The sequence below is a fragment of the Pseudomonas sp. KH_046_1 genome (assembly GCF_057839025.1).
In genome coordinates, this window is record NZ_CM174481.1 from 1,346,843 (window position 1) to 1,370,696 (window position 23,854).

Consider the following 23,854-nt stretch of genomic DNA (forward strand, 5'->3'; position numbering starts at 1 on the left):
CTCTGCTTTCCCGCAGTTGTTTCTGTCGTTCAGCTTATTGCGGGAATGACTTCCAGGACGCGGATCAGCTCTGGTGTCGGATAGTGCCAGCGCACATCGACATCCCAGAACTGCGCGCCGTACTCCCGCTCCGGTGCAGGCGTTTGATAGGCCGGGCGTGGATCTTGCGCCAGGCATTGCTCGATCAACTCGACCAAAGGCTCTGCAAGGCGCTGGGCATGCTCGTGAGCCTGTTGCAGCGCTGTGTCTGTCCACTGCACGGGGATCAACTGCGGCGCAGCGCTGGCGATGCTGTTGGCGGCGGTGTCGATGATGTCGGCGTAGGGCACGTAGGGTTTGATATCGAGAATCGGCGTGCCGTCCAGCAGATCGATGCCCGAGATCCAAAGCCGGCCGGCTTCGACCTTGTCCAGTTTCACCACCGACTGCCCGATGCCATTGGGGCGGTGGGTGGCGCGGGTGGCGAACACGCCCATGGACTTGTTGCCGCCGAGGCGAGGAGGGCGGACCTTCAAGCGAGGCTTTTCTTCCAGTGCCTGGTGGAACAGGAACAGCAGCCACACGTGGCTGACCTGCTCCAGGCCCTGCACCGCGTCCCCTTGATCGAACGGCGCCACCAGTTCCAGCACGCCACGGGCGGCTGGGGCCAGTTGCGGCTGACGCGGAATGGCGAACTTCTCCTTGAAGCAGGAGCGCACGAAGCCGATGGGGGAAACGCGGTAGGTCATGGTTTGGGGTCGAGGCGGGATTAAGGCAGGCATGATAACCCACACGGCCTCTGGCCCGGTGGCGCCTATCAGTCCGTCATCGCGAGCAGGCTCGCTCCCACATTGATTCGGGGGTGCTCATCTGTTTCCTGTCCACCACAAATCCCCTGTGGGAGCGAGCCTGCTCGCGATGGCCGCACCGCTGATCTAGAGGCTGAACCCGCCATCCAGCGGAATGATATTCCCGGTCATGTAGGCACCCGCGGTACTTGCCAGACTGATCGCCAGCGCCGCCATCTCTTCCTCGCGGCCCCAACGCTTCATCGGGATCAACGCCGTATCCTGCGCCAGCGCCTGTTCATCATTGCCAATGTGCTGGGTCATCTTGCTCGGAAAACGCCCTGGGGCTATCACATTGACGTTGATGTGCTGGCTCACCAGTTCGCGCGCCAGAATCCTCGACAGTTGGTGCAACGCAGCCTTGCTCGGGCCGTAGGCATACGCCTGCTCGCCGAAGGAGGATATCCCCGCCACCGATCCAATGTTGATGATCCGCGCCGGATTCGCTTCGGAACCGGCCTTGCGCAGCAGGGGCAGGAATTGCTGGATGCAGTTGAACACCGAGGTCACGTTGAGCTGCATGACCTTCTCCCAGCCCTTGATCGGGTAGCTCGCCAGTGGCGCGCCCCAAGTGGTGCCGGCATTGTTCACCAGAATGTCCAGATGAGTGATCTGCTCGCCCAGGCGGGTGGCCAGTTGCAGGACTCCCTCTTCGGTGGCGAGGTTCGCCGCGATGGCGCGGCAGCGGCCAAGTGCACCGAGTTCGTCAGCGGTTTGCTGGCAGGCTTCGACGTCGCGGGCGCAGACGTACACGGTGGCACCCGCCTCGACGTAGGCCTTGGCGATCATCTTGCCGATACCACGGGTGCCGCCGGTCACCAGGGCGGTGCGGCCTTGCAGGGAAAAGTAGGGATGCATGGCGAATCCTGAGAACTGAGGTCTTTACACCCTAGTCGTCAGCCGCCAGAAGCGGAGCCACTATTTTTGCGCGGAATGAGGGGCCATATGGCCCGGCCTTGAACTGCATGCGTGCAGTTCAAGGCCAGTGGGCGTTTATTGCGGGCGAACGCGCAGGGTCAGGCCCTTGAGGAAGTTGCGCAGCAGCTGGTCACCGCAAGGGCGATAGTTGGTGTGGCCGAATTTGCGGAACAGTGCGCTCAGTTCAGGCTTGGACACCGGGAACTCGGCAGCCTTGAGGATCGCGTGCATGTCGTCTTCTTTGAGCTCGAACGCCACCCGCAGTTTTTTCAGGATGATGTTGTTGGTCACCGGCACTTCGATCGGCTGCGGCGGACGGCTTTCGTCCTTGCCGCGCTTGAAGATCACCAGACCGTCGAGGAAGTGCGCCATGACTTCGTCCGGGCAGCGTACGAAACCTTCCTCGTCTTCCTCTTTCTTGTCGAGGTAGGTCAGCAGGTCGGGCAGGGTCACGTTCATGCCGCCGAGCTTGATGATCTCGATGACTTTCTTGTCGCTGATGTCGAGCATGTAGCGCACGCTGCGCAGTACGTCGTTATGAATCATGTGTGCAGTCCTGATATTCAGCTGTGGGCGTCGCGGCCAGGCGCGGCGCCGAAATGTGTGGCGGCGAGAAAAGCCTTAGAACTTCTCTTTGCCGGACAGGTAGCGCCATTGCCCCAGCGGCACTTTGCCGATGGACACGCCGCCGATGCGGATGCGACGGATGGCGATGACCTTGAGGCCGACCGCCTGGCAGAGCAGGGCGATGATGCCCGGTTGCGGGTTCTTCATGGCAAAGCGCAGGCGGTTCTCGTTCTGCCAGCTGGCCTTGACCGCCGGCAACTCCTTGCCCTTGTAGGTCAGGCCGTGGTTCAGGCGGTTCAGGCCGTGAGCCACCATCTCGCCTTCAACCTCGACCACATACTCCTGCTCGATCTTGCTGGAGTCGGCGGTGAGTTTGCGCAGGATTTTCCAGTCCTGGGTGAACACCAGCAGACCGCTGGCGTTGGCCTGCAGGTCGGTGCTGGCGGTCAGGCGCAGGAAGTGCCCGCGCAACGGTCGCTTGCCGTAGCGATGTTCTTCGCTCAGGGTTTCGGCGCCGAGGGTGGCCATGGCGGTGTCTGCGTCCATGCCGGCGGGCACATTGAGCAGCAGGGTCACCGGTTCCGGAGCGGTGGCCTTGGCTTCGGGATCAAGCTCGACTTTCTGGGTGTCGACCTTGAATTGCGGCTCGTCGATAACCACACCGTCGACGGTGACCCAGCCGCCCTCGATGAACAGCTCAGCCTCCCGACGGGAACAGCCGACGAGTTCGATGAGGCGTTTGGAGAGACGAATCGGGTCAGTCATGTCAGGGCCGTAACAAAAAGGGGGTGGGCATTGTACCTGCCTGGCGCCGGTTAATCCCGGTTCCATTTACGCCGTGAGGCTTTTTGTGGGAGCGGGCTTGCTCGCGAAAGGGCCATCAGCCTCAACATGTATGTTGGCTGGCACACCGCCTTCGTCGGAACGCCGCCCGGAGCAAGCCCGCTCCCACATTTGATCTGTGTTGTGTCAGCCGTGATGTGAAAGTTTGTGGTTCTGGCGCATACGCATGTGCAACAACGGATACGGCTGCCCCATGCCATCGACTTCCGAGCGACCGATGACCTCGAAGCCCTGCTTGAAGTAAAAGCCGAGGGCTTGCGGGTTTTGTTCGTTGACGTCAAGTTCGCAGGCGTTCAGGTGTTCCAGCGCATAGCGCAACAACTTCTTGCCCAGGCCCTGGCCGCGATGGTCCGGGTCGATGAAGAGCATTTCGATCTTACCAGCCGCGACGCCGGCGAACCCGGTGATGCGTTGGTTCGAATCCTTGGTGCAGATCAGCATCACCGAGTCGAGGTAGCGGGTCAGCACCAGGTTTTTCAGCAGCTCGATGTAGCTGTCCGGCAGAAAGTCGTGGGTGGCACGTACCGAGGCCTCCCAGACCCGGGTCAATTCTTCATAGTCGCCGAGTTTCGGCGTGTGGATGACCGAATGCTGACGCATGCCCGTCTGCCTCTTGTGCAGTGGTTGATAGGAATCCTTTCAACCTCAAACAATAGCCGTAAAAAAGCCCCGCATCTCGTCAAGAGAGCGGGGCTTTTCGTATTTTTTACGTTAGATCTGTTCAGCCCACAGATCGTATTCGTCGGCGTCGGTCACTTTGCACCAGACCTTGTCGCCCGGCTTGAGGTTGCTGCCGTTGTCGATGAATACGTTGCCGTCGATTTCCGGGGCATCGAAGAAGCAGCGGCCCACCGCGCCTTGCTCGTCGACTTCATCGACCAGCACTTCGATCTCACGGCCGATGCGCATTTGCAGGCGCGCCGAGCTGATGGCCTGCTGGTGCGCCATGAAGCGCTCCCAACGGTCTTGCTTGACGTCGTCCGGGACGACTTCAAGGTCCAGGTCATTGGCCGGCGCGCCTTCTACCGGCGAGTACTGGAAGCAGCCGACGCGGTCGAGCTGGGCTTCGGTCAGCCAGTTCAGCAGGTACTGGAAGTCTTCTTCGGTCTCGCCGGGGAAGCCGACGATGAAGGTCGAACGGATGATCAGGTCCGGGCAGATTTCGCGCCAGTTCTTGATCCGTGCCAGGGTCTTGTCTTCGAAGGCCGGGCGTTTCATCGACTTCAGCACTTTCGGGCTGGCGTGCTGGAACGGGATGTCCAGGTACGGCAGGATCTTGCCGGCGGCCATCAGCGGGATCAGCTCGTCAACGTGCGGGTACGGGTAAACGTAGTGCAGGCGAACCCAGACGCCGAGGGTGCTCAGGGCTTCGCAGAGTTCGGTCATGCGGGTTTTCACCGGCGCGCCGTTCCAGAAACCGGTGCGGTATTTCACGTCGACGCCATAGGCGCTGGTGTCCTGGGAGATCACCAACAGCTCTTTGACACCGGACTTGACCAGGCGCTGGGCCTCGTCGAGCACGTCGCCCACCGGACGGCTGACCAGTTTGCCGCGCATCGACGGGATGATGCAGAAGCTGCAGCTGTGGTTGCAGCCTTCGGAAATCTTCAGGTAGGCGTAGTGGCGCGGGGTCAGTTTGATGCCTTGTGGCGGCACCAGGTCGATCAGCGGGTTGTGGTCCTTGCGTGGCGGCACGACTTCGTGCACGGCGTTGACCACTTGCTCGTACTGCTGCGGACCGGTCACGGCCAGCACACTCGGGTGTACGTTGCGAATGTTGCCTTCTTCGACGCCCATGCAGCCGGTCACGATGACCTTGCCGTTTTCCTTGATGGCTTCGCCGATCACTTCCAGGGACTCGGCCTTGGCCGAATCGATGAAGCCGCAGGTATTGACCACTACAACATCGGCGTCCTGATAGGTGGATACGACGTCATAGCCTTCCATGCGCAGCTGGGTAAGGATGCGCTCGGAGTCGACCAGTGCTTTGGGGCAACCCAGGGATACGAAGCCAACCTTTGGATTGGCCGGCGCAGGAGTGGTGGACATGTCTAACCTCGGTATTTTGTGACGCCGCTTGCCGGGCAGGGCAAAACCGACGGACGGGCGCTTGAACTGCGCCTCTGATCAAAAAGTGCGCAATTCTAGCGATGAGTCGTTCACTTGACCAGCTTTATGCAGGGAAATACGACGAGTGCTGCGCTATGCTTCGCGCCGTTACGCTTTACTGATTTTTTACTGTCAACAAAACGTCTGTAACGTGAAGTAAAACAGCGCATGCTGCACGACAAAGCATAGTGCTTCTTTCAAAGAAGCCCGGGTCTGAGAATCAGGAGTGGTGGATGGGTCAGGCAAGTAGTCAGGCTGCCGGTGCCGAACATTCGGCGGTGAAGCCGATTGGCATGCTGGTCGCGGCAGTCGGGGTTGTTTATGGCGATATCGGCACCAGTCCGTTGTACACCCTCAAGGAAGTGTTTTCCGGCGGCTATGGCGTGCCGGTCAACCATGACGGGGTGCTGGGGATCCTGGCACTCATTTTCTGGTCGCTGATCTGGGTCGTGTCGATCAAGTACATGATGTTTGTGCTGCGCGCCGACAACCAGGGGGAAGGCGGGATCATGGCCTTGACCGCACTGGCCCGGCGGGCGGCGGCGGGGCACGCCAAATTGCGTACGTTGCTGGTGGTCTGCGGACTGATCGGCGCGGCGTTATTCTATGGCGACAGCATGATTACCCCGGCGATTTCCGTGCTGTCGGCGATTGAAGGCCTGGGGCTGGCCTTCGAAGGTATCGACCATTGGGTCGTGCCGCTGTCGGTGGTGGTGCTGGTCGCGCTGTTTCTGATCCAGCGTCACGGCACGGCGCGCATCGGCATTCTGTTCGGGCCGATCATGGTCACCTGGTTCCTCGTGCTGGGTGCGTTGGGCGTCTATGGCATCAGCCAGCATCCGGAAGTCCTGCAAGCGATGAACCCTGTGTGGGGTGTACGTTTCTTCGTGGTCCATCCGGGCATGGGTGTGTCGATTCTCGGCGCCGTGGTGCTCGCGCTGACCGGTGCCGAGGCGCTGTACGCGGACATGGGCCACTTCGGCCGCAAGCCAATCGCTCGTGCCTGGTTCATCCTCGTGCTGCCGGCGCTGGTGCTGAATTATTTTGGCCAGGGTGCTTTGCTGCTGGGCGACCCGGAAGCTGCCCGCAACCCCTTCTATCTGTTGGCGCCAAGTTGGGCGTTGATCCCGCTGGTGGGGCTGTCGACCCTGGCGACGGTGATTGCCTCGCAAGCGGTGATTTCCGGTGCGTTCTCCCTGACCCGTCAGGCGATCCAGCTTGGGTACATTCCGCGCATGCACATCCAGCACACCTCCAGCGCCGAACAGGGCCAGATCTACATCGGCGCGGTGAACTGGGCGCTGATGGTCGGCGTGGTGCTGCTGGTGCTGGGCTTCGAATCCTCCGGAGCCCTGGCCTCGGCCTACGGTGTGGCGGTGACCGGGACCATGCTGATGACCAGCATTCTGGTGTCCGCGGTGATCCTGCTGCTGTGGAAGTGGCCTCCGGTCCTTGTGGTGCCGATCCTGTTGGGTTTCCTGTTGGTAGACGGTGTGTACTTCGCCGCCAACGTGCCGAAAATCGTTCAGGGCGGTGCATTCCCGGTCATCGCCGGTTTCGCGCTGTTTGTGCTGATGACCACCTGGAAACGCGGCAAGCAGTTGCTGGTCGAACGTATCGATGAGGGTGGATTGCCGCTGCCGATCTTCATCAGCAGCATTGCCGTACAACCACCCCATCGAGTTCAGGGCACTGCCGTGTTCCTGACGGCGCGGCCGGATGCCGTACCCCACGCGCTGTTGCACAACCTGCTGCATAACCAGGTACTGCACGAGCAAGTGGTGCTGCTGACGGTGGTGTACGAAGACATCCCGCGGGTGCCGCCAACACGACGGTTCGAGGTCGATGCCTATGGCGAAGGTTTCTTCCGGGTGATCCTGCACTTCGGCTTTACCGACGAGCCGGACGTACCGAAAGCGCTGAAGCTGTGCCATCTCGATGAGCTGGACTTCAGCCCGATGCGCACCACGTACTTCCTCAGCCGCGAAACGGTCATCGCCTCCAAGCTCGAAGGCATGTCCCGTTGGCGTGAGGCGCTGTTTGCGTTCATGTTGCAGAACGCCAACGGCAATCTGCGTTTCTTCAATCTGCCGCTGAACCGGGTGATTGAGTTGGGGACGCAGGTGGAGATGTAAGCGACCCACAAAAAGCCCCCGTTGCCATTGCGGCAGCGGGGGCTTTTTTGTGCTCAATGCAAATTCTGAGGCCGGTGGCGATCCCTTGTGGGAGCGAGTCTGCTCGCGAAGGCGGACTGACATTCAGCATTTAAGGTGCCTGAAAGACTGCTATCGCGAGCAGGCTCGCTCCCACAGGGGATGTGTGGTGCACGCAAGAATGAAAAAGCCCCCGCTACCGTGAAGTAGCGAGGGCTTTTGTTCAGTGGGTCCGGATCATTCCTGAGCAGCCGTTTCCTTCGCCTGCCGCTTCTCGATCACATCCACCAGGCGCTTAGCCAGCGCCGGGTAGTTCTCGTCGAAGTGGTGGCCGCCAGGCAGCTTGATGGCTTCGCCCACCGCCGTCTTGTCGGTGCAGCCACTCTCGTCGGTTTCTTCTTCGCCGTAGATGCACACCACTTTGGCGGCTGGCAGCTTGGCCATTTCCGGGCCGGTGGCGGCTTCCTTGCCGGCGTTGCCGAGCCAGCCTTCGACTTCGATCTCGAAGCTGCCGGTGCGGGCGAAGGCCAGCAGGATAATGGCGTCGACGCGTTGCTGCTCCGACTCGGCCAGACGGTTGTAGATCGCCGGCAGTACGTCGGCGCCGAACGAGTAACCGGTCAGGATGAAGCGCTTGGTGCCCCATTGCTGCCGGTAGTGTTGCATCAGTTCGGCCAGGTCCAGCGCGCTTTGCTCCGGGCTCTTGTGCTGCCAGTAGTAGCGCAGGGTGTCGATGCCGACCACCGGGTAGCCGATCTTGGCCATCTCGCCCGCCACGTCGCGGTCGAGGTCGCGCCAGCCGCCGTCACCGGACAGGAACAGGGTCACGGTGTCGCTGGCCTGACCCGCTGGCACTTCGACCACCGGGATCTGCAGGCCGCCAGCAGCTTTGTCGCCGCCGACGAGGATCTTGCGCAGTTCGTTGTTCAGCACTTGCGGCAGGTTGATGTCGTAGTCGCTGATGCTGGTTTCGGCGTTCGGTTGATCACGCACGAAACCGGCACTGGTGTCGTCCGGGTTGTCGTTCCACGCCACCAGCCAGTGGCCATGGGCGGCGCTTTTCGGCAGCAGGTGAGTGCAGCCGCCGGGTTTCTCCAGTGCCAGGTCGACCGAGACGGCCTGGGCCTTGTCATCCTTCTGCTCGGACAACCAGCGCCAGGCCAGCACCGCGCCAGGGCCGATGCCGCTGACCAGCGTCGCCGGGCCTTTCAGTTCCCGCAGGCCCGATTGCAGGGCGCGGCTTTGCAGCAGGCAGTCCTTGGGCAGGATCACCTGGACAATCTGCGCCGAAGCACTGCGGCTCAGGGTCATCAATTGCTTGTCGCTGAGTTTCTGGTCTTCGTTGACCGCCACCAGCACCTGGGCGCGCGGCGAGGTGCCGGGGATGACACGGGTCATCGCCGCACCATCGGCCGGAGTCAGCAATTCGAGGGTCGGTTCCGGTGCCGGGCGTTTCAGGTACCAGAAACCGCCACCGAGAATCAGGGCCACTATCACCAGTGTGCCCAATACATACCGCAAGGAGCGTTGAATCATCAGCGTTTCACCAATCCGGTCAAGCCGCCCGCGATCAGGGCAGCAGTGTCGGCCAGCGCAACCAGCGGATCGAGTCCGGCGGGCACGGCCATATAACGGGGTTCCCAATCAGGCTGGAACTTGTCTTTGAAGCGGCGCAAGCCCTGGAAGTTGTACAGCTGCTCACCACGGCGGAATACCATCGAACCCAGGCGCTGGGTCAATGGCGCGCCGCGACGGGGTTGCAACCCCGACAACGGCACCATGCCCAGGCTGAAACGCGCGTATCCATGGTTTTTATAATGTTGAATCAGGCCGACCATCATGAACTCCATGGTCAGCTTCGGGGCGTCCGGATGCGCGCGCATCAGGTCGAGGCTGGCCAGGTCATGGCCGTAGGTCTCGAGCAGGTTGGCGAACGCCACCGGGCGTCCTTCGAAACGAATCACCGCGATGCGAAAATGCTTGAGGTACTCATCGCTGAAGCGGCCCAGCGAGAAGCCTTTCTCCCGGACGTTCTTGCCGGTCAGCCAGGCATCGGAAATCACCTTGAGTTCATCCATCGGCGCGTGGCCCGGCTCATGGATTTCCAGGGACAGGCCGTCACGGGTGCCACGGTTCCAGGTGTAGCGCAGGTCCTTCATCTCTTTGCCCTTGGCTTCGAGATCAAAACGCTTGAGGTCTACCCGGGCTTCTTCACCGAGCTTGATCGCAGTCAGGCCGATGTCCATGTAGTACGGCAGGTTCTCTGCGCGTACTTGATAGAACACGGGACGGGCGTGGTGGATGTCGCACAGGTCGCGGAACTGCCAGATCATTTCCGCCCGTTGCTGGCCCGGGCCGATCGGGTCATACAACGCCACCAGGCTGCGACCGCGACGGGCGTACATCAGGAACGCTTCGTCATTGGGGTGAAACAGCAGCGCCTTGTCACCGGTCAGGGCCAGGCCGCCATCCGGTTGGGCCGATGCCAAGAGGATCTTGCTGGCGCGCTCCAGTTCGTCGGGCGTCGGCAGGTGAATGACCGGCCGCGCGGTGCGCAGCAGCCAGGTCAGGGACACCACCACCAGCAGCACAGCGGCGCCGAGCAGCGAACGCAGGCCGCGAGGGGCATCGGCGTCGAGGGTGAACTGCCACCAGAGTTGGTGGCTGTACGGAACGTCCTGATAGGCGAACAGCAGCAGCCAGATCGATGCACCGAGCACGCACAGGCTGGCCACCAGGTACAGCGGCGAGAACGGTACTTCAGTCAGGCGGCTGGGGCGATAGAACGAGCGGCGGAATACCCCGAGCAGGCTCGCCGTCAGCACCATCAGGCTGGCTTCTTCCCAGTCGAAGCCTTTGAGCAGTGAGAGCAGGGCACCGACCAGCAACAGAATGGTGGTCAGCATCCACGCGGCCGACAGCCGGCGACGCAACCCCTGGGCCAGCAACAGGCAAAGAACGCCGACCAGGCTGGCGCCAAAGTGCGAAGCATCAACCAGTCGATGGGGGATCAGGAAACCGATGTGTTCCAGGCGGGTATCGATTTCCGGGGTGGCACCGGAGAACAGCAGGACAACACCGGACAGGAATACCAGCAGCGCCAGTATCGGGGCCGCCAGGCCTGAGGCCGCGCGCAACGTCTGGCGTGTCTGGAACAGGCGCTGGCCTTCGTTGATCAGCAACAGCAGGCAGGCCACCAGCAGGGGAAGGACCACGTAGATCAAGCGATAGAGCAGCAGGGCGGCCGCCAGTGGCGCAGCGCCAAGAGTGTCGGAAAACGCCGCCAGCAAAATCGCCTCGAACACCCCGACGCCGCCCGGCACATGGCTGAGCACACCGGCGGCCAGAGCCAACAGGTAAACCAACAGGAACGCACCGAAGGGTGGTGCTTCCGGCAGCAGCAGATAGAGCACGGTCGCGGCGGCTGCTACGTCGAGGGCGGTGATGATCAATTGCAGGAACGTCAGGCGACGCCCGGGCAGGCGCAAGGTGCGGCGCCCGACCCTGACCAGCAGGTTGTCCGGGTAAGGCTGTTCCGGCAGCCGACGACGGTAGATGCCGATGGCCAGCATCGCAAACAGCACGAGCACGGCGCTCGCCACCACGCCCAGCAACGTCTCGGAGAGCCCCAGGGCGACGGAGGCGGCTGGCAGGTCGCTGAGCGTCGCCAGGGCGGCCAGCGGCGGCAGGGCGCAACCCAGCGAGAGGCTGGCGAACAACGTCATGCGGGCGACTTCAGCCGCTCCCAGGCCATGACGGGCATAGAGGCGATAGCGGACCGAACCGCCCGACAACATTGAAAGACCAATGGCGTTGCCGATGGCAAAGGCCGTGAAGCCACCCAGCGCCAACTCGCGCGGTGCCAGGCTCACCCCGGCATAGCGGCTGGCGGACCATTCGTAGCCGAGCAGAATGATGAAGCCCACCACGGTTGCGGCCAGTGCGCCCATCAAGGCGGGTTTCGGAACTTCGAGGATCGAGTCGTGCAGCGCGTAAAGGTCGAGTTCGCTCAACAGGTGGTGACAGGCAATCAGCGCGATCGCGAACAACAGCAGGGTGACCGCCAGGCCAATGGGTTGACGGTATTTGCTCAATCGATCAAGCAGGCGCAGGCGCTCGGCATTGATCGGTTGTGTTGCTGTGACAGTGTCTTGTGAATCAGACGAGTTGGCGCGCATCAATCACCTCTTGGATTGTGCGCGACAGGATGGAGGTATCCAGCCAAGTTACCAATCCCTGTAGAAAAAAATAATCACAAATATCAACGCCTATCACCGGGCAACGGAGACGGCGCGTTATCAGTCGTGAAGGCTTCAGCCTGTGATAGAGCATAGTCTGACCCCGGCGCATGGGGGCTCCCCTAACGGCTTGCTACACAGTGGCAGGTCATTGTTGCGAAAGGACTTTTTCAACAGATACAAAAAAGGCCACTCTTTCGAGTAGCCTTTTTTGATGTTTGGTTGCGGGAGCCGGATTTGAACCGACGACCTTCGGGTTATGAGCCCGACGAGCTACCAGACTGCTCCATCCCGCGTCTGTGTGGCGGCATTCTATAGAGATACGCCGGGGTGTCAACCGTTAATCCTGAAGCAGGTCAAATAAACGTTGAATCGCGGCAAGCGGTCGCAGGAATGGCCTAAGTTTCGGAATCAGAACGATTTCCGGTTTCGGTTTCGTTGTGTGTCCAGGTCTTGTTTGGCGTTCGGTGCTACAAAACGAGCGCGCACAAAAAAGGCCACTCTTTCGAGTAGCCTTTTTTGATGTTTGGTTGCGGGAGCCGGATTTGAACCGACGACCTTCGGGTTATGAGCCCGACGAGCTACCAGACTGCTCCATCCCGCGTCTGTGTGGCTCATTCTATAGAGATGCGCTCGGGTGTCAACCTCAAATTCCGATAAAACCTCTTCCCGTTCAATCGCTTAGCGTTCAATAGGGGAGGTCGACCGGTCTGTGAGGCAGGCAGGACAAGGCCTGCGCGTCTATTGAAAGTAATTTTTCGATTGAAAAAATAAATTCACAATCGACTCTTCCTACGATTGGAAAAGAACATTCAGACTACTGGTGCTATATACAGGTGTCGGTGAGATACTGTTTGTCCGGCACGCCATGACGCCTTTTCTTTGCCATGAACACGGCTTTGCTATGACCCAACGCAAGATCATCCACGTCGATTGTGACTGCTTCTATGCAGCCATCGAGATGCGCGACGACCCACGCCTCGCCGGTAAGCCACTGGCGGTAGGTGGGTCGGCGGACCGGCGCGGGGTGATCGCCACCTGCAATTATGAGGCGCGAGCGTATGGGGTTCGTTCGGCGATGTCCTCCGGGCATGCCTTGAAGCTGTGCCAGGACCTGACCATCGTCAAGCCACGCATGGATGCCTATAGAGAAGCGTCCAGGGAAATTCACACGATCTTTCGCGATTACACCGAGATCATCGAGCCGCTTTCACTCGATGAGGCGTACCTCGATGTGTCGGACAGCGCGCATTTCGGTGGTAGCGCAACGCGCATCGCCCAGGACATCCGGCGCCGGGTCTCCAACCAGTTGCATATCACCGTGTCGGCGGGCGTGGCGCCGAACAAGTTTCTGGCCAAGATCGCCAGTGACTGGAAAAAGCCAAATGGCCTGTTCGTCATTACTCCGGACCAGGTCGAGGACTTTGTCAGCGGTTTGCCCGTGAGCAAATTGCACGGGGTCGGCAAAGTCACCGCTGACAAGCTCGGCAGGCTGGGTATCACCGATTGCCTGCAGTTGCGCGAGTGGGACAAGTTGGCGCTGGTGCGTGAATTCGGCAGCTTTGGCGAGCGACTCTGGAGCCTGGCCCGTGGGATCGATGACCGTGTGGTGCACAACGACAGTCGTCGTCAGTCGATCAGTGTTGAAAATACCTACGACGTTGACCTGCCGGACCTCAAGAGCTGCCTGGATAAATTGCCCGAGCTGTTGGAGACCCTGGCTGGCCGTATGGCGCGAATCGACAGCAGTTATCGTCCGGGCAAGCCATTCGTCAAAGTGAAGTTCCACGACTTCACCCAGACTACATTGGAGCAGGCCGGGGCAGGGCGGGATCTGGGGAGTTATCAGTTGATGCTGACCCAGGCCTTCAATCGCGGCGGTAAACCGGTGCGGTTGTTGGGGGTCGGCGTGCGGCTGGAGGACTTGCGGGGCGGGTTTGAGCAGATGGAGTTGTTTGAGCGGTAGTTGGGTGGTGAATGTGAGGGCGCCATCGCGAGCAAGCTCGCTCCCACATTGGATTTGTGAACACCTGAAATCCTGTGTGGGAGCGAGCCGGCTCGCGAAGGCTTCTGGCTTTTTAGTTCAGCCCCGGATTTGCCACCAGTCGCTCGCCATTCTGGGCCAGTGACTTCAGGAATTCGGTCTGCAATTCGGGATCATTGCGCGTCAGTTCGATCAGGCTCTGTTCCAGTTCGCTGGCTTCTTCTTCAAGACCCAGCTCCGACAGGCGTTTGACCCGGTGGACCCACTGATTGACTTCGTCGCCTTCGAGATCGTCATAAATCAACCCGTGGGCTTCATAGAGCTTGCTGCGTAAGTTGCTGCTGATGGCCAGGGTGGAATCGTTGTGCACGTTGCCCTTGGCATCCTCAACACGGATCAGCAACCGGCTCAGATGATTGATGTCATGTTCGGCGAACGGGTTGTCCAACAGATTCAGGCGCAATACGCCGTTTTTGTCGGTGGTCAGTTCGAAGGTTTCCTTGCCGGCCTTGACCTCGACCGGACGCTCGCTCCAGGGCAGGCTTGAGTACTCCGTGCGTTTGTCGCGCTGGACTTCACCAATAGCGGCCAGGTTTTGCTGCGCGCGGCCGTGGGACTGCACGTTCATGAACGGGTTGAGCCCGGCGAAACCGTAGCTCAGCCAGTCCTTGGTCACGCTGTCCGGCAGATTGCCGAGGGCGAACACATTGACCACGTTGGCACCGACACCCGCCACCACGGCCACCGCGCCCAGCGGGATTTCGTAAATCTCCCGCCAGGGTTGGTACGGCGTATAGCGATCGTAATGACGCGTGACTTCGTACTCGGTGACTTCGAAAGTCTTCTGCTCGAGAATTTTCACCCGCCGTTGCGGCAGCTCAAGCACCTTGGGCTCACCGACATCGATCTGCAGGCTGTGATCGAGCAATTTGCGCTCGATCCGCTCCTCTTGCTCGCTGCGTTGCGACATGTGGTTGGCACAGCCGCTGACCAGCAGTGCGCCGCACAAGGCGGCACTACCGAGGCCTAAGGTGTTTCGCTTGAACATGACGTCTCTATATCTGGTATCAGCGGCGGATGCGGGCCTGAAGGAACGACAGCACGTCGGCGACCGGCAGCGCTTGTGCGTCGGCCTCGGTACGGCTCTTGTATTCCAGGTTGCCTTCGGCCAGGCCGCGGTCGCTGACCACGATCCGGTGTGGAATGCCGATCAGCTCCATGTCCGCGAACTTGATGCCCGGGCTGGTTTTCTTGTCGCGGTCGTCCAGCAGCACTTCGAAGCCGGCAGCGGTGAGTTCCGCGTACAGCTTGTCGGTGGCTTCACGAACCTGTTCGGTTTCGTAGCGCAGTGGCACCAGGGCAATCTGGAACGGCGCGAGGGTGTCGCTCCAGATGATCCCGTTTTCGTCGTTGTTCTGCTCGATGGCAGCTGCCACCACGCGGGACACGCCGATGCCGTAGCAACCCATTTCCAGGGTGACCGGCTTGCCGTTCTCGCCCAGCACTTCGCACTTCATCGCTTTGCTGTACTTGTTGCCCAGCTGGAAGATGTGCCCGACTTCGATGCCGCGCTTGATCTCCAGGGTGCCCTTGCCGTCCGGGCTCGGGTCGCCGGCTACGACGTTGCGCAGGTCGGCAACGGTCGGAACAGGCAGGTCGCGTTCCCAGTTCACGCCGAAGTAGTGTTTGTCATCGATGTTGGCACCGATGCCGAAGTCGCTCATCAGCTCGACCGATCGGTCGATGATGATCGGCAGTGGCAGGTTCAACGGGCCGAGGGAACCGGCACCGGCACCAATGGCGTCGCGCAGTTCGCTTTCCGAAGCCATGACCAGAGGGCTGGCAACGCCAGGCTGGTTGGCGGCCTTGATTTCGTTCAGCTCATGGTCGCCACGGATGATCAGGGCAATCAGCTTGCCTTTCTCTTCTGCGTGCACCACGAGGGTCTTGATGGTCTTCTCGATCGGCAGGTTGAAGCCTTCAACCAGTTGCGCGATGGTCTTGGCGTTCGGCGTGTCGACCAGGCGCAGCTCTTCGGTCGCAGCGGCGCGCGAGGTTTCGCGCGGCACAGCTTCGGCTTTTTCGATGTTGGCGGCGTAGTCGGAGCCGTTGCTGAAAACGATATCGTCTTCACCGGACTCGGCCAGCACGTGGAATTCATGGGAACCGGCGCCGCCGATGGAGCCGTTGTCGGCTTCAACAGGGCGGAACTTCAGGCCCAGGCGAGTGAACACGTTGCAGTAAGCCTGGTGCATGCGGTCGTAGGTGACCTGCAGCGAAGCCTGGTCAGCGTGGAACGAGTAGGCGTCCTTCATGATGAATTCGCGGCCGCGCATCAAGCCGAAGCGTGGGCGGATTTCGTCACGGAATTTGGTCTGGATCTGGTACAGGTTGATCGGCAGCTGCTTGTAGCTGCTCAACTCGTTGCGCATCAGATCGGTGATGACTTCTTCGTGGGTCGGGCCTGCGCAGAAGTCGCGACCGTGGCGATCCTTGAAGCGCAGCAATTCAGGGCCGTACTCTTCCCAACGCCCGGACTCCTGCCACAGCTCAGCCGGTTGCGTGCTCGGCATCAACACTTCGAGAGAGCCGGCGGCGTTCATTTCTTCACGAACGACGGCTTCGACCTTGCGCATTACCCGCAAGCCCATCGGCAGCCAGGTGTACAGGCCCGAGGCGAGTTTGCGGATCATGCCGGCGCGCAGCATCAGCTGGTGGCTGATCACGACCGCGTCGGAAGGCGTTTCTTTTTGTGTGGCGAGCAAAAATTGACTGGTGCGCATGGTTGGCCGTTATCGATTGCTGATGACGAGAAATGACGGAGCATTGTACGGGCGAGTTCCGCTGGCGTACAGGCATGCGGTCGGTGGTGTGGCAGGAGGGCGCGATTTACTCGGCCCTCTGCGATTCTTCCTGCGTAAAGAGCCTACGATTCTTCGGCGACCGGGGTTTGCACCGGTTCCGGTGTCGGTGTCGGGCCTGCGCGGCGGTTCTCCTGGAACCAGTGCAAGGCGATCAACAGCAGGGTCGGGACGCCCAGCAGGGCGGTAATCAGGAAGAAGTCGTGGTAACCGAATTTTTCCACCATGACCCCGGAGTAGCCGCCGATCAGGCGTGGCAGCAACAGCATGATCGAGCTGAGCAGGGCGTATTGGGTGGCGGAGAACTTGAGGTTGGTCAGGCTCGACAGGTAGGCCACGAAGGCCGAGGTCGCCAGGCCTGAACTGAAGTTGTCCAGGGAGATGGTCAGAACCAGCATGTTCAGGTTGGGGCCCATGTCGGCGAGCATCAGGAACAGGATGTTGGTCGCCGCGGATGCGATACCGCCGATGAACAGGATCGGCAGGATACCGAAACGCACGATCAGCAGGCCGCCCATGCCGGCGCCGACCAGTGTCATGATCAGGCCGAAGATTTTACTGACGCTGGCGATCTGGTCCTTGGTGAAGCCCTGGTCGATGTAGAACACGTTGGCCATCACACCCATGACCGTATCGGACATCCGATAGGTGGCGATCAAGCCGAGCAGCAGCAGCGCTTGCCAGCGGTATCGCAGGATGAAGTCGTTGACCGGCGTCAGCACTGGCGCCAGGCCACGGCGGCCCATGGCCGAAAGGCACAGGGCGGTGAGGGTGGTGTAGAGGATCGCGCGCAGGAAGGCGCGGTCTTCGAGCAGCAGGTCAAGCAGGCTCACGCCCTGGAACAGCACGCTGGCGAAGTCGGTGTTGTAGAACTGGGTGAACATCGCCGGTACCGAAACCAGCAGCACGATCAGCACGAAGACCGACGCCAATTGATGCACGAAGCTGTAACGACCGGCCTGCAGTTGCGTGCGCAATGGCACCGGTGGTTCGCGCATGAACATGGAGGTCAGCAGTGCCGGGACCATCAGCACTCCGAACAGGATGTAAGTGCCGGCCCAGGCCGAATGCTTGTAGTTGAAGCCGGTGGAGCCAAAGCCTTCGGCGAAGTACAGCGCGCCTGCAGTAGCCAGCAGCGCAGCGACCCGGTAACCGGACATGTAACTGGCGGCGAGTGCGGCCTGGCGGTTGTCTTCGGCGATTTCCAGGCGATAGGCGTCTACCGCGATGTCCTGCGTCGCTGATGCGAAAGCGACGACGACGGCAATGGCGATCAGCCAGGACAAATGCTTTTGCGGGTCGCAGAAACCCATCCCGATCAGGCCAAGGATGACCAGTGCCTGGGACAGCACGAGCCAGGATCGTCGTCGACCGAGCTTGCCGAGCAATGGCAGTCGCCATTGGTCAAGCAAGGGTGACCAGACCCATTTGAAGGCATACGCCAGGCCAATCAGGCTTGCATAGCCAATGGTTTCACGCGCCACGCCGGCTTCACGCAGCCAGACCGAAAGCGTCGAAAACACCAGCATGTAGGGCAGGCCGGCGGCGAAACCAAGCAGCAACAGCACGAGTGTCGAAGGGCTGGCATAAGCGGCGAGCGCGGCGCGCCAGGTTTTACGGGGCATGGGCTGGAGTCTGCCTCAAGAAATACGGAAACAAAGCGCGCACTCTAACCGCTGTGCTCTACCGGACGCCAGCCATGGCGCTGAATATCAACACGATTATTCAGGATACTGATGCCTTCCATGCGTAATCGTGCGCGCTGCTCATCACCCGAAGGACTGCCCACCGGCAGGCTGATACGCCCGTTTGCACCCAGAACGCGATGCCAGGGCAATTTGCTGTCGCTCGGCAACTGACTGAGGGTGCGGCCTACCCAGCGGGCGGCGCGACCCAGTCCTGCAAGCTCGGCCAGTTGGCCGTAGCTGACGACTTTGCCCTCCGGTACTTGGGCGAGTGTCAAATACAGCGCCGTGCGTCGGATTTGCGCTGCGCTCTCGGATTCATCGGTTGGATCGGTCACGTCCGTCAGTCCTGAAGAGGTTTGCTTTACCATCTGTAGAGTAATTCCTGCGCAGGAAGTTGAGAAATGAACTCAACAGAAATAGTCGGGTCAGTCCTTGTCAGCGTCTTGTTCCTACGGATAATGCCGACTTTTCTCGCAAGCCTGAGCCTGTATTTTGTTTATGTTGTCCAGATCCCTGCTGTGTCTCGCCGTCTTTGGCGCATCCTCTCCCTTGCTGGCCGATACCGTGTGGTTGAAGAACGGTGACAAACTGAGCGGCAAGATCACGCTGTTCGATGGCGGCAAGCTGCTGATCCAGACCGAGTACGCCGGTGCGGTGACGATCGACTGGAAGCAGGTCAAGACCCTGGGCAGCGATCAGGAGTTGCTGGTCAAGCAGGATGCCTACAGTGGCGAGAGAGCCAAGTCGCTGAAAGCGGCGGACGCCGGCAAGGTCACGTTGGCCAACGGCGAGGCACCGAAGACGGTCGAGCTGGCAAGCATCCAGCAGATTCTCAAGCCAAAACCGGTGGTCGAGGATCTGGTGTGGAAAGGCAACGTCGATGTCGCGCTGGATTACCAGCGGGCGGAAAACGACACCGATGACTACGGCATCGATTTCAAGACCAGTGCGCGACACGGTCGCTGGCGGCACACCGCTGAAGGTGAATACAACCGTGAGTTCCAGGACGAAGTGGTGACCACGGACAACTGGCGGGCGGAGTACTCCATCGACCGATTCCTGACCGACCAATGGTTTTGGCAGGGGCGCCTGGTCTACAAGCGCGACAAGGTCGAAGACCTTTCCCGGCAACGCACCGTCGGTACCGGTCCCGGCTATCAGTTCTGGGATAACGAACTCGGGGCGTTCTCCCTTGGCTCGCTGATCAACCGCACGGACTATGAATTCTCCGATGGCAGCAAGGACAATTTCTACGCCCTGGCCATGAAGTGGGACTACAACCGCTACCTGGTCGGCAAGCGTGTCGAGTTCTTCACCAATGGTGAGGTCGGCAAGCCGCTGTCGGGGGTGGCCGACTACGCACTCGATGCCGAGTTGGGGTTGCGCTACAAGGTGACTGACTGGGCTTCGCTGAACCTGAAGGCGGAGCGGGACATCATCAGCGGCACCGACGATGCGGATCTGGACAAGACACGCTACACCGCAGGGTTTGGCGTGACCTGGTAAGAGCATCAAAAGATCGCCGCCTTCGACAGCTCCCGGGTTGATACTGCAGGAGCTGTCGAAGGCGGCGATCTTTTTTTGCGTGAACAAAACACTCGCCCACAAAAAAGCCCCGCTGTTGAGGGCGAGGCTTTTTACTAAAGCAAGTACAAGTTAGATAACTTGAACTTCTTCAGCTTGCATGCCTTTCTGACCGCGGGTAGCGATGAAAGAAACCTGTTGGCCTTCTTTCAGGCTTTTGAAGCCGTCGGATTGGATAGCTTTGAAGTGAACGAACAGGTCGTCACCGGATTGTGGAGTGATGAAGCCGAAGCCTTTTTCATCGTTGAACCACTTAACGGTACCGGTTTGGCGATTAGACATGGTGTAACTCCTTGAACAAAGATAACTGCGACTCAGGAAGAACCCTGGCCGAGACTGAGTGCAAAGAGCAGGAAAAATTCTTGTAGATGGTTGGATCGAAATTCAACATATCGTGTAGAGATTCTCAGTGACACAAGCAGCACAGTGACGCCACCTTAACCCTTTTTCCTGAACGTGCCAATGCTTCTTGCGAAGGTTTCTCTGTTTTAAGGATCGGCGGTGTGACGGTTCGTCGCCAGCGCAGGTAATTCCAGCCTGTTCGGCGAGAATTGCACCGCGGACTTTGAACCCGGCGGCGCGACCGGTAAGATGCCGGACAGAATTTTTCGACCTCGCTATTCAGGACACCCGCCATGAGCATCAAATCGGACAAGTGGATTCGCCGCATGGCGCAGGAACACGGCATGATCGAGCCTTTCGTCGAGCGCCAGATGCGCGGCAGCGACGATAGCCGTGTGATCTCCTACGGGGTGTCGAGCTACGGCTACGATGTGCGTTGCACCAATCATTTCAAGGTGTTCACCAACATCAATTCGGCCATCGTCGATCCGAAGAACTTCGATGCCGGCAGCTTCGTCGACATCCACAGCGACGTGTGCATCATTCCGCCGAACTCCTTCGCCCTGGCCAGCACCGTCGAATATTTCCGCATTCCGCGTAATGTATTGACCATTTGCCTGGGTAAAAGCACCTACGCGCGCTGCGGCATCATCGTCAACGTCACGCCGCTCGAGCCTGAGTGGGAAGGTCACGTGACCCTGGAGTTCTCCAACACTACCAATCTGCCGGCGAAAATCTACGCGAACGAAGGCGTGGCGCAGATGCTGTTCCTTGAGTCTGACGAAGAATGTGAAGTGTCCTACAAGGACCGTGGTGGCAAGTATCAGGGCCAGCGTGGCGTGACCCTGCCGCGCACCTGAGTCAACCGTCCGGCAAATGCCGGGAATTCCTGAGCGGGCGTACACTCTATGGGGTGTACTGTTCCGATCCGCGCAAGGCGGGTCGGGTCATCGCTCAGGAGTGCCGAATGAAGATCGATCCGCGAATCAGTGCCGAACTGGCAAGGCTTGAACCCAATCAGGTTGGCATTCTGGCCTGGTCCTTGTTGGCACATCCGCCCGTCAGCATGGCAGGGGGTATCCCCGGCCAGCCTGATCCTGATACCCCGAACGAACAGCCTAATGAACCGGGCGAGCCTACGCTGCCGGATGAGCCGCCGCCTGCGCCTGTTGTCTGATTTTCGATTTCCGCTACCCATGGCCGGTGAACTGCGGTTGTCGTCTTCAGCAAGCAGGCGTGCAACCAATCAGCCTGCACATATTCGGAAGTAACTGTGTCTGTCGTGGAAACCAACCGACGGGCACGGCTGTGGTTCTATTCAGGAGCTGCGTGCCCTTGGGCCGTTAGCAGAGGGCGTCAGGCAGTTAACTTCGAATATGAAAAGGAACATTCAGATGAGCGCAAATCGATCGGGACATTTGAGTGCTGATGTAATCACGACAGACGGCTCCATGCAGTTTCGCGTAACGGATGGACTCGATTTCTATCAGCGGTCAGACATTCATTGCATTGAGGCGGATAACGGTCAGGGGACTGCGTTCTACGTGTACTTGCCGATGAGCATCCAGAGTGGCAGCTTCAGCCTGGGGCTCAACGAGGGATCTCCCATGGTCATCCATGTGATCGGCAACTCGGAGGCAGAGCTTTACCCAGGAACGCTCGAGTTGACGGTGGGAGGTGACGCGCAGTTTGCCGGGCGCTTCAGTGGGACGGACGCTAATGGTCTGCAAGTGGAAAATGGCAGTTTCAGGCTGGAAAACGAGGCGGCGGCATAGCGGTTGACTGATGTTGGAAGCCGGCAACCCGGCTTCCACTTCTCCTCCCGGCGGCTATTTCAGGTTGCCACTCAGGAACTGCTTCAACCGCTCGCTTTTCGGATTGCCCAGCACCTCTTCCGGTGCGCCTTCTTCCTCAACCAGGCCCTGGTGCAGAAACAGCACCTGGCTCGACACTTTGCGGGCGAAGCTCATTTCATGGGTCACCATGATCATGGTCCGGCCTTCTTCGGCCAGGCCCTGGATCACCTTGAGCACTTCACCCACCAGTTCCGGGTCCAGCGCCGAGGTCGGTTCGTCGAACAACATGACTTCCGGCTCCATGGCCAGTGCGCGGGCAATCGCTACCCGCTGTTGCTGGCCGCCGGACAGGAAGGCCGGGTATTGGTCCGCCACACGGGACGCCAGCCCCACCTTGTCGAGGTAGCGCCGGGCGCGGTCCTCGGCTTCTTTCCTGTCGCAGCCCAGCACCCGGCGCGGGGCCATGGTGATGTTTTCCAGCACCGTCATGTGGCTCCACAGGTTGAAGTGCTGGAACACCATGGCCAGGCGGGTGCGAATCCGCTGCAGTTCATCGGCGTCGGCCACGTGCATGCCGTGACGATCCTTGATCATGCGGATGTTCTGCCCGTCGAGGCTCATGGCGCCGTCGTTGGGTTGTTCCAGGAAGTTGATGCAGCGCAGAAAGGTGCTTTTACCCGAGCCGCTGGCGCCGATCAGGCTGATGACGTCGCCGGTCTTGGCCTTGAGCGAAACACCTTTGAGAACTTCATGGTCGCCGTAGCTTTTATGCAGGCCTTCGATGGTCAATTTGTACATGGGGCGTGCATCCTCAAGGCGAAAGTAGATAGCCGCTGCGATAGGCTTCGGTGCCCGCGACGTGGGCGATCACCATGCCGGCAGTGGCCATGCGGCGCAGCGAACGGGCGTACATCAGCCCGGCTGTGGCGCAATGAACGGGAGTGACCAGATCGTTGACCGGATCAATGATCTCGGCGATCAGTTGCCCGGCTTCCAGGTACTGGCCCGGCCGCGCGGTGAACACCAGCAGGCCGCCGACGGGCGTGGTCACCGGTTCTACACCGGCCAGCGGTGTCGCCGGATAGGGCAGGTCAGGCAGGGGCGCGGGTTCGCCGGCGATCGCGCCGAAATGGATCAGGTAATCGATCAGTGCCTGGCAATCGAGGCTCGCCAGCGGGTGATTGACGTCGCCCTGGCCGCGCAATTCGACGGTCACCGAAAAACTGCCCGGCGGAATGTCGAAGTGCTCGCCGAAGCGCTCCTTCAACTGCCACCAGAGCAGGGTGAAGCATTCGTCGAACGACTGACCGCCGGAATCGGTTGCCAGCAGGCTGGCTTCAGCGCCGATATAACGGGCCAGCGGCTCGACCTGCGGCCAGGCATCCGGCGTGGTGTAGAGGTGAGCGACCGCTTCGAAATCGCAATGCAGGTCGAGCACCATATCGGCGTCGCAGGCCAACCGTTGCAGGGTCAGGCGCTGGGATTGCAATTGGGTGGCGGCGCTCTGCCGGGCCAGCGCATCACGCAGGCTGCTGCGGATCAGTTGCAGGTTGTGCTGCGGATCGTCACCGAGCTTGCCCTCTATCACGTTGCCGACTTCCTCACTGAGGTCGACGAACCAGCGGTTGAAGTTCTGGCCGCTTTCCAGCTCGTAGCGGCCCAGCGGCACATCCATCAGCACCTGTTCCAGACCCACCGGGTTGGCGATGGGCACCAGCACGATTTCGCTGCGCAGGCGTCCGGCGGCTTCCAGCTCCGCCAGGCGCTGCTTGAGGTGCCAGGCCACCAGCATGCCGGGCATTTCGTCGGCGTGCAGGGAGGCCTGGATGTAGATCTTGCCGTTGGCCGGTTGAGGGCCGAAGTGAAAACTGTGGATCTGTCGTGCGGTCCCCGGCAGCGGGGCCAGCAGGTCATGTTTCAGGTGGCGCATCTGTTGTTTCCTGA

The 23,854-nt window shown here is 60.3% G+C and carries 21 protein-coding genes and 2 tRNA genes; 6 read left to right on the forward strand and 17 right to left on the reverse strand.

Annotation, left to right across the window (positions count from 1 at the left end; translation table 11 throughout):
- Positions 1-29: 29 nt before the first annotated feature.
- From tsaA to rimO, 6 genes are all read right to left on the reverse strand, one after another.
- Positions 30-728, reverse strand: coding sequence for a tRNA (N6-threonylcarbamoyladenosine(37)-N6)-methyltransferase TrmO (gene tsaA / locus AC3IT9_RS06015; RefSeq protein WP_489272389.1), 699 nt, complete (start codon positions 726-728; stop codon positions 30-32).
- Between the two features lie 186 nt (positions 729-914).
- The gene (locus AC3IT9_RS06020; protein WP_489272390.1) at positions 915-1,685 is read right to left on the reverse strand and encodes an SDR family oxidoreductase; all 771 of its coding nucleotides are present in this window, start codon (positions 1,683-1,685) and stop codon (positions 915-917) included.
- A 135-nt stretch (positions 1,686-1,820) separates the two neighbouring features.
- Positions 1,821-2,291 carry a YehS family protein gene (locus tag AC3IT9_RS06025; RefSeq protein WP_108216691.1) on the reverse strand — a complete coding sequence of 157 codons (471 nt, stop codon included), beginning with the start codon at positions 2,289-2,291 and terminating at the stop codon, positions 1,821-1,823.
- A gap of 75 nt (positions 2,292-2,366) precedes the next feature.
- Entirely contained in the window at positions 2,367-3,077 is a 711-nt protein-coding gene (locus AC3IT9_RS06030; protein WP_489272391.1) for an rRNA pseudouridine synthase, read from the reverse strand.
- A gap of 204 nt (positions 3,078-3,281) precedes the next feature.
- Entirely contained in the window at positions 3,282-3,755 is a 474-nt protein-coding gene (locus AC3IT9_RS06035) for an acetyltransferase (RefSeq protein ID WP_150757313.1), read from the reverse strand.
- Between the two features lie 111 nt (positions 3,756-3,866).
- Positions 3,867-5,204 carry a 30S ribosomal protein S12 methylthiotransferase RimO gene (rimO, locus tag AC3IT9_RS06040; protein ID WP_150727651.1) on the reverse strand — a complete coding sequence of 446 codons (1,338 nt, stop codon included), beginning with the start codon at positions 5,202-5,204 and terminating at the stop codon, positions 3,867-3,869.
- A 293-nt stretch (positions 5,205-5,497) separates the two neighbouring features.
- On the opposite strand from rimO, the gene AC3IT9_RS06045 reads away from it, so the two are divergent.
- A complete protein-coding gene (locus AC3IT9_RS06045) occupies positions 5,498-7,399 on the forward strand; it encodes a potassium transporter Kup (RefSeq protein WP_150757314.1) in 1,902 nt (633 codons plus the stop codon).
- Positions 7,400-7,654: 255 nt separating this feature from the next.
- On the opposite strand, the gene AC3IT9_RS06050 is transcribed toward AC3IT9_RS06045, so the two are convergent.
- From AC3IT9_RS06050 to AC3IT9_RS06065, 4 genes are all read right to left on the reverse strand, one after another.
- Positions 7,655-8,953 (reverse strand): virulence factor family protein, encoded by a 1,299-nt coding sequence (locus AC3IT9_RS06050; RefSeq protein WP_489272392.1) that lies wholly within the window; start codon positions 8,951-8,953, stop codon positions 7,655-7,657.
- A complete protein-coding gene (gene mprF / locus AC3IT9_RS06055; protein WP_489272393.1) occupies positions 8,953-11,595 on the reverse strand; it encodes a bifunctional lysylphosphatidylglycerol flippase/synthetase MprF in 2,643 nt (880 codons plus the stop codon). Before mprF ends, AC3IT9_RS06050 begins: the two co-directional genes overlap by 1 nt.
- 279 nt (positions 11,596-11,874) lie before the next feature.
- Positions 11,875-11,951 (reverse strand) — tRNA-Met (locus AC3IT9_RS06060).
- A gap of 231 nt (positions 11,952-12,182) precedes the next feature.
- Positions 12,183-12,259 (reverse strand) — tRNA-Met (locus tag AC3IT9_RS06065).
- Positions 12,260-12,559: 300 nt separating this feature from the next.
- On the opposite strand from AC3IT9_RS06065, the gene dinB reads away from it, so the two are divergent.
- The gene (dinB, locus tag AC3IT9_RS06070; protein WP_489272394.1) at positions 12,560-13,621 is read left to right on the forward strand and encodes a DNA polymerase IV; all 1,062 of its coding nucleotides are present in this window, start codon (positions 12,560-12,562) and stop codon (positions 13,619-13,621) included.
- A 112-nt stretch (positions 13,622-13,733) separates the two neighbouring features.
- Here dinB and AC3IT9_RS06075 read toward each other — a convergent pair whose 3' ends face one another.
- The 4 genes from AC3IT9_RS06075 to AC3IT9_RS06090 form a co-directional block, all read right to left on the reverse strand.
- On the reverse strand, positions 13,734-14,687 hold the full coding sequence (locus tag AC3IT9_RS06075; protein WP_150727646.1) for a hypothetical protein: 954 nt from the start codon (positions 14,685-14,687) through the stop codon (positions 13,734-13,736).
- Positions 14,688-14,706: 19 nt separating this feature from the next.
- Entirely contained in the window at positions 14,707-16,422 is a 1,716-nt protein-coding gene (locus AC3IT9_RS06080) for a proline--tRNA ligase (protein ID WP_353742226.1), read from the reverse strand.
- A gap of 143 nt (positions 16,423-16,565) precedes the next feature.
- Positions 16,566-18,125 (reverse strand): AmpG family muropeptide MFS transporter, encoded by a 1,560-nt coding sequence (locus AC3IT9_RS06085; RefSeq protein ID WP_150727644.1) that lies wholly within the window; start codon positions 18,123-18,125, stop codon positions 16,566-16,568.
- 44 nt (positions 18,126-18,169) lie between these two features.
- Positions 18,170-18,523: an MGMT family protein gene (locus AC3IT9_RS06090; RefSeq protein WP_150727643.1), complete on the reverse strand. Its 354-nt coding sequence runs from the start codon at positions 18,521-18,523 to the stop codon at positions 18,170-18,172.
- A 163-nt stretch (positions 18,524-18,686) separates the two neighbouring features.
- On the opposite strand from AC3IT9_RS06090, the gene AC3IT9_RS06095 reads away from it, so the two are divergent.
- The gene (locus AC3IT9_RS06095) at positions 18,687-19,694 is read left to right on the forward strand and encodes a DUF481 domain-containing protein (RefSeq protein WP_489272397.1); all 1,008 of its coding nucleotides are present in this window, start codon (positions 18,687-18,689) and stop codon (positions 19,692-19,694) included.
- Between the two features lie 150 nt (positions 19,695-19,844).
- Here the strand turns inward: AC3IT9_RS06095 and AC3IT9_RS06100 are convergent, their stop codons facing one another.
- Positions 19,845-20,054 (reverse strand): cold-shock protein, encoded by a 210-nt coding sequence (locus AC3IT9_RS06100; protein WP_002554837.1) that lies wholly within the window; start codon positions 20,052-20,054, stop codon positions 19,845-19,847.
- A gap of 353 nt (positions 20,055-20,407) precedes the next feature.
- On the opposite strand from AC3IT9_RS06100, the gene dcd reads away from it, so the two are divergent.
- From dcd to AC3IT9_RS06115, 3 genes are all read left to right on the forward strand, one after another.
- The gene (dcd, locus tag AC3IT9_RS06105) at positions 20,408-20,974 is read left to right on the forward strand and encodes a dCTP deaminase (RefSeq protein WP_007940589.1); all 567 of its coding nucleotides are present in this window, start codon (positions 20,408-20,410) and stop codon (positions 20,972-20,974) included.
- A 107-nt stretch (positions 20,975-21,081) separates the two neighbouring features.
- Entirely contained in the window at positions 21,082-21,291 is a 210-nt protein-coding gene (locus tag AC3IT9_RS06110) for a hypothetical protein (protein ID WP_150727641.1), read from the forward strand.
- A 217-nt stretch (positions 21,292-21,508) separates the two neighbouring features.
- On the forward strand, positions 21,509-21,889 hold the full coding sequence (locus AC3IT9_RS06115) for a hypothetical protein (protein WP_353742227.1): 381 nt from the start codon (positions 21,509-21,511) through the stop codon (positions 21,887-21,889).
- A 54-nt stretch (positions 21,890-21,943) separates the two neighbouring features.
- Here AC3IT9_RS06115 and AC3IT9_RS06120 read toward each other — a convergent pair whose 3' ends face one another.
- Positions 21,944-22,708, reverse strand: coding sequence for an ABC transporter ATP-binding protein (locus AC3IT9_RS06120; protein ID WP_150727640.1), 765 nt, complete (start codon positions 22,706-22,708; stop codon positions 21,944-21,946).
- Positions 22,709-22,721: 13 nt separating this feature from the next.
- The gene (locus AC3IT9_RS06125; RefSeq protein ID WP_489272398.1) at positions 22,722-23,840 is read right to left on the reverse strand and encodes a succinylglutamate desuccinylase/aspartoacylase family protein; all 1,119 of its coding nucleotides are present in this window, start codon (positions 23,838-23,840) and stop codon (positions 22,722-22,724) included.
- Positions 23,841-23,854: the final 14 nt, after the last annotated feature.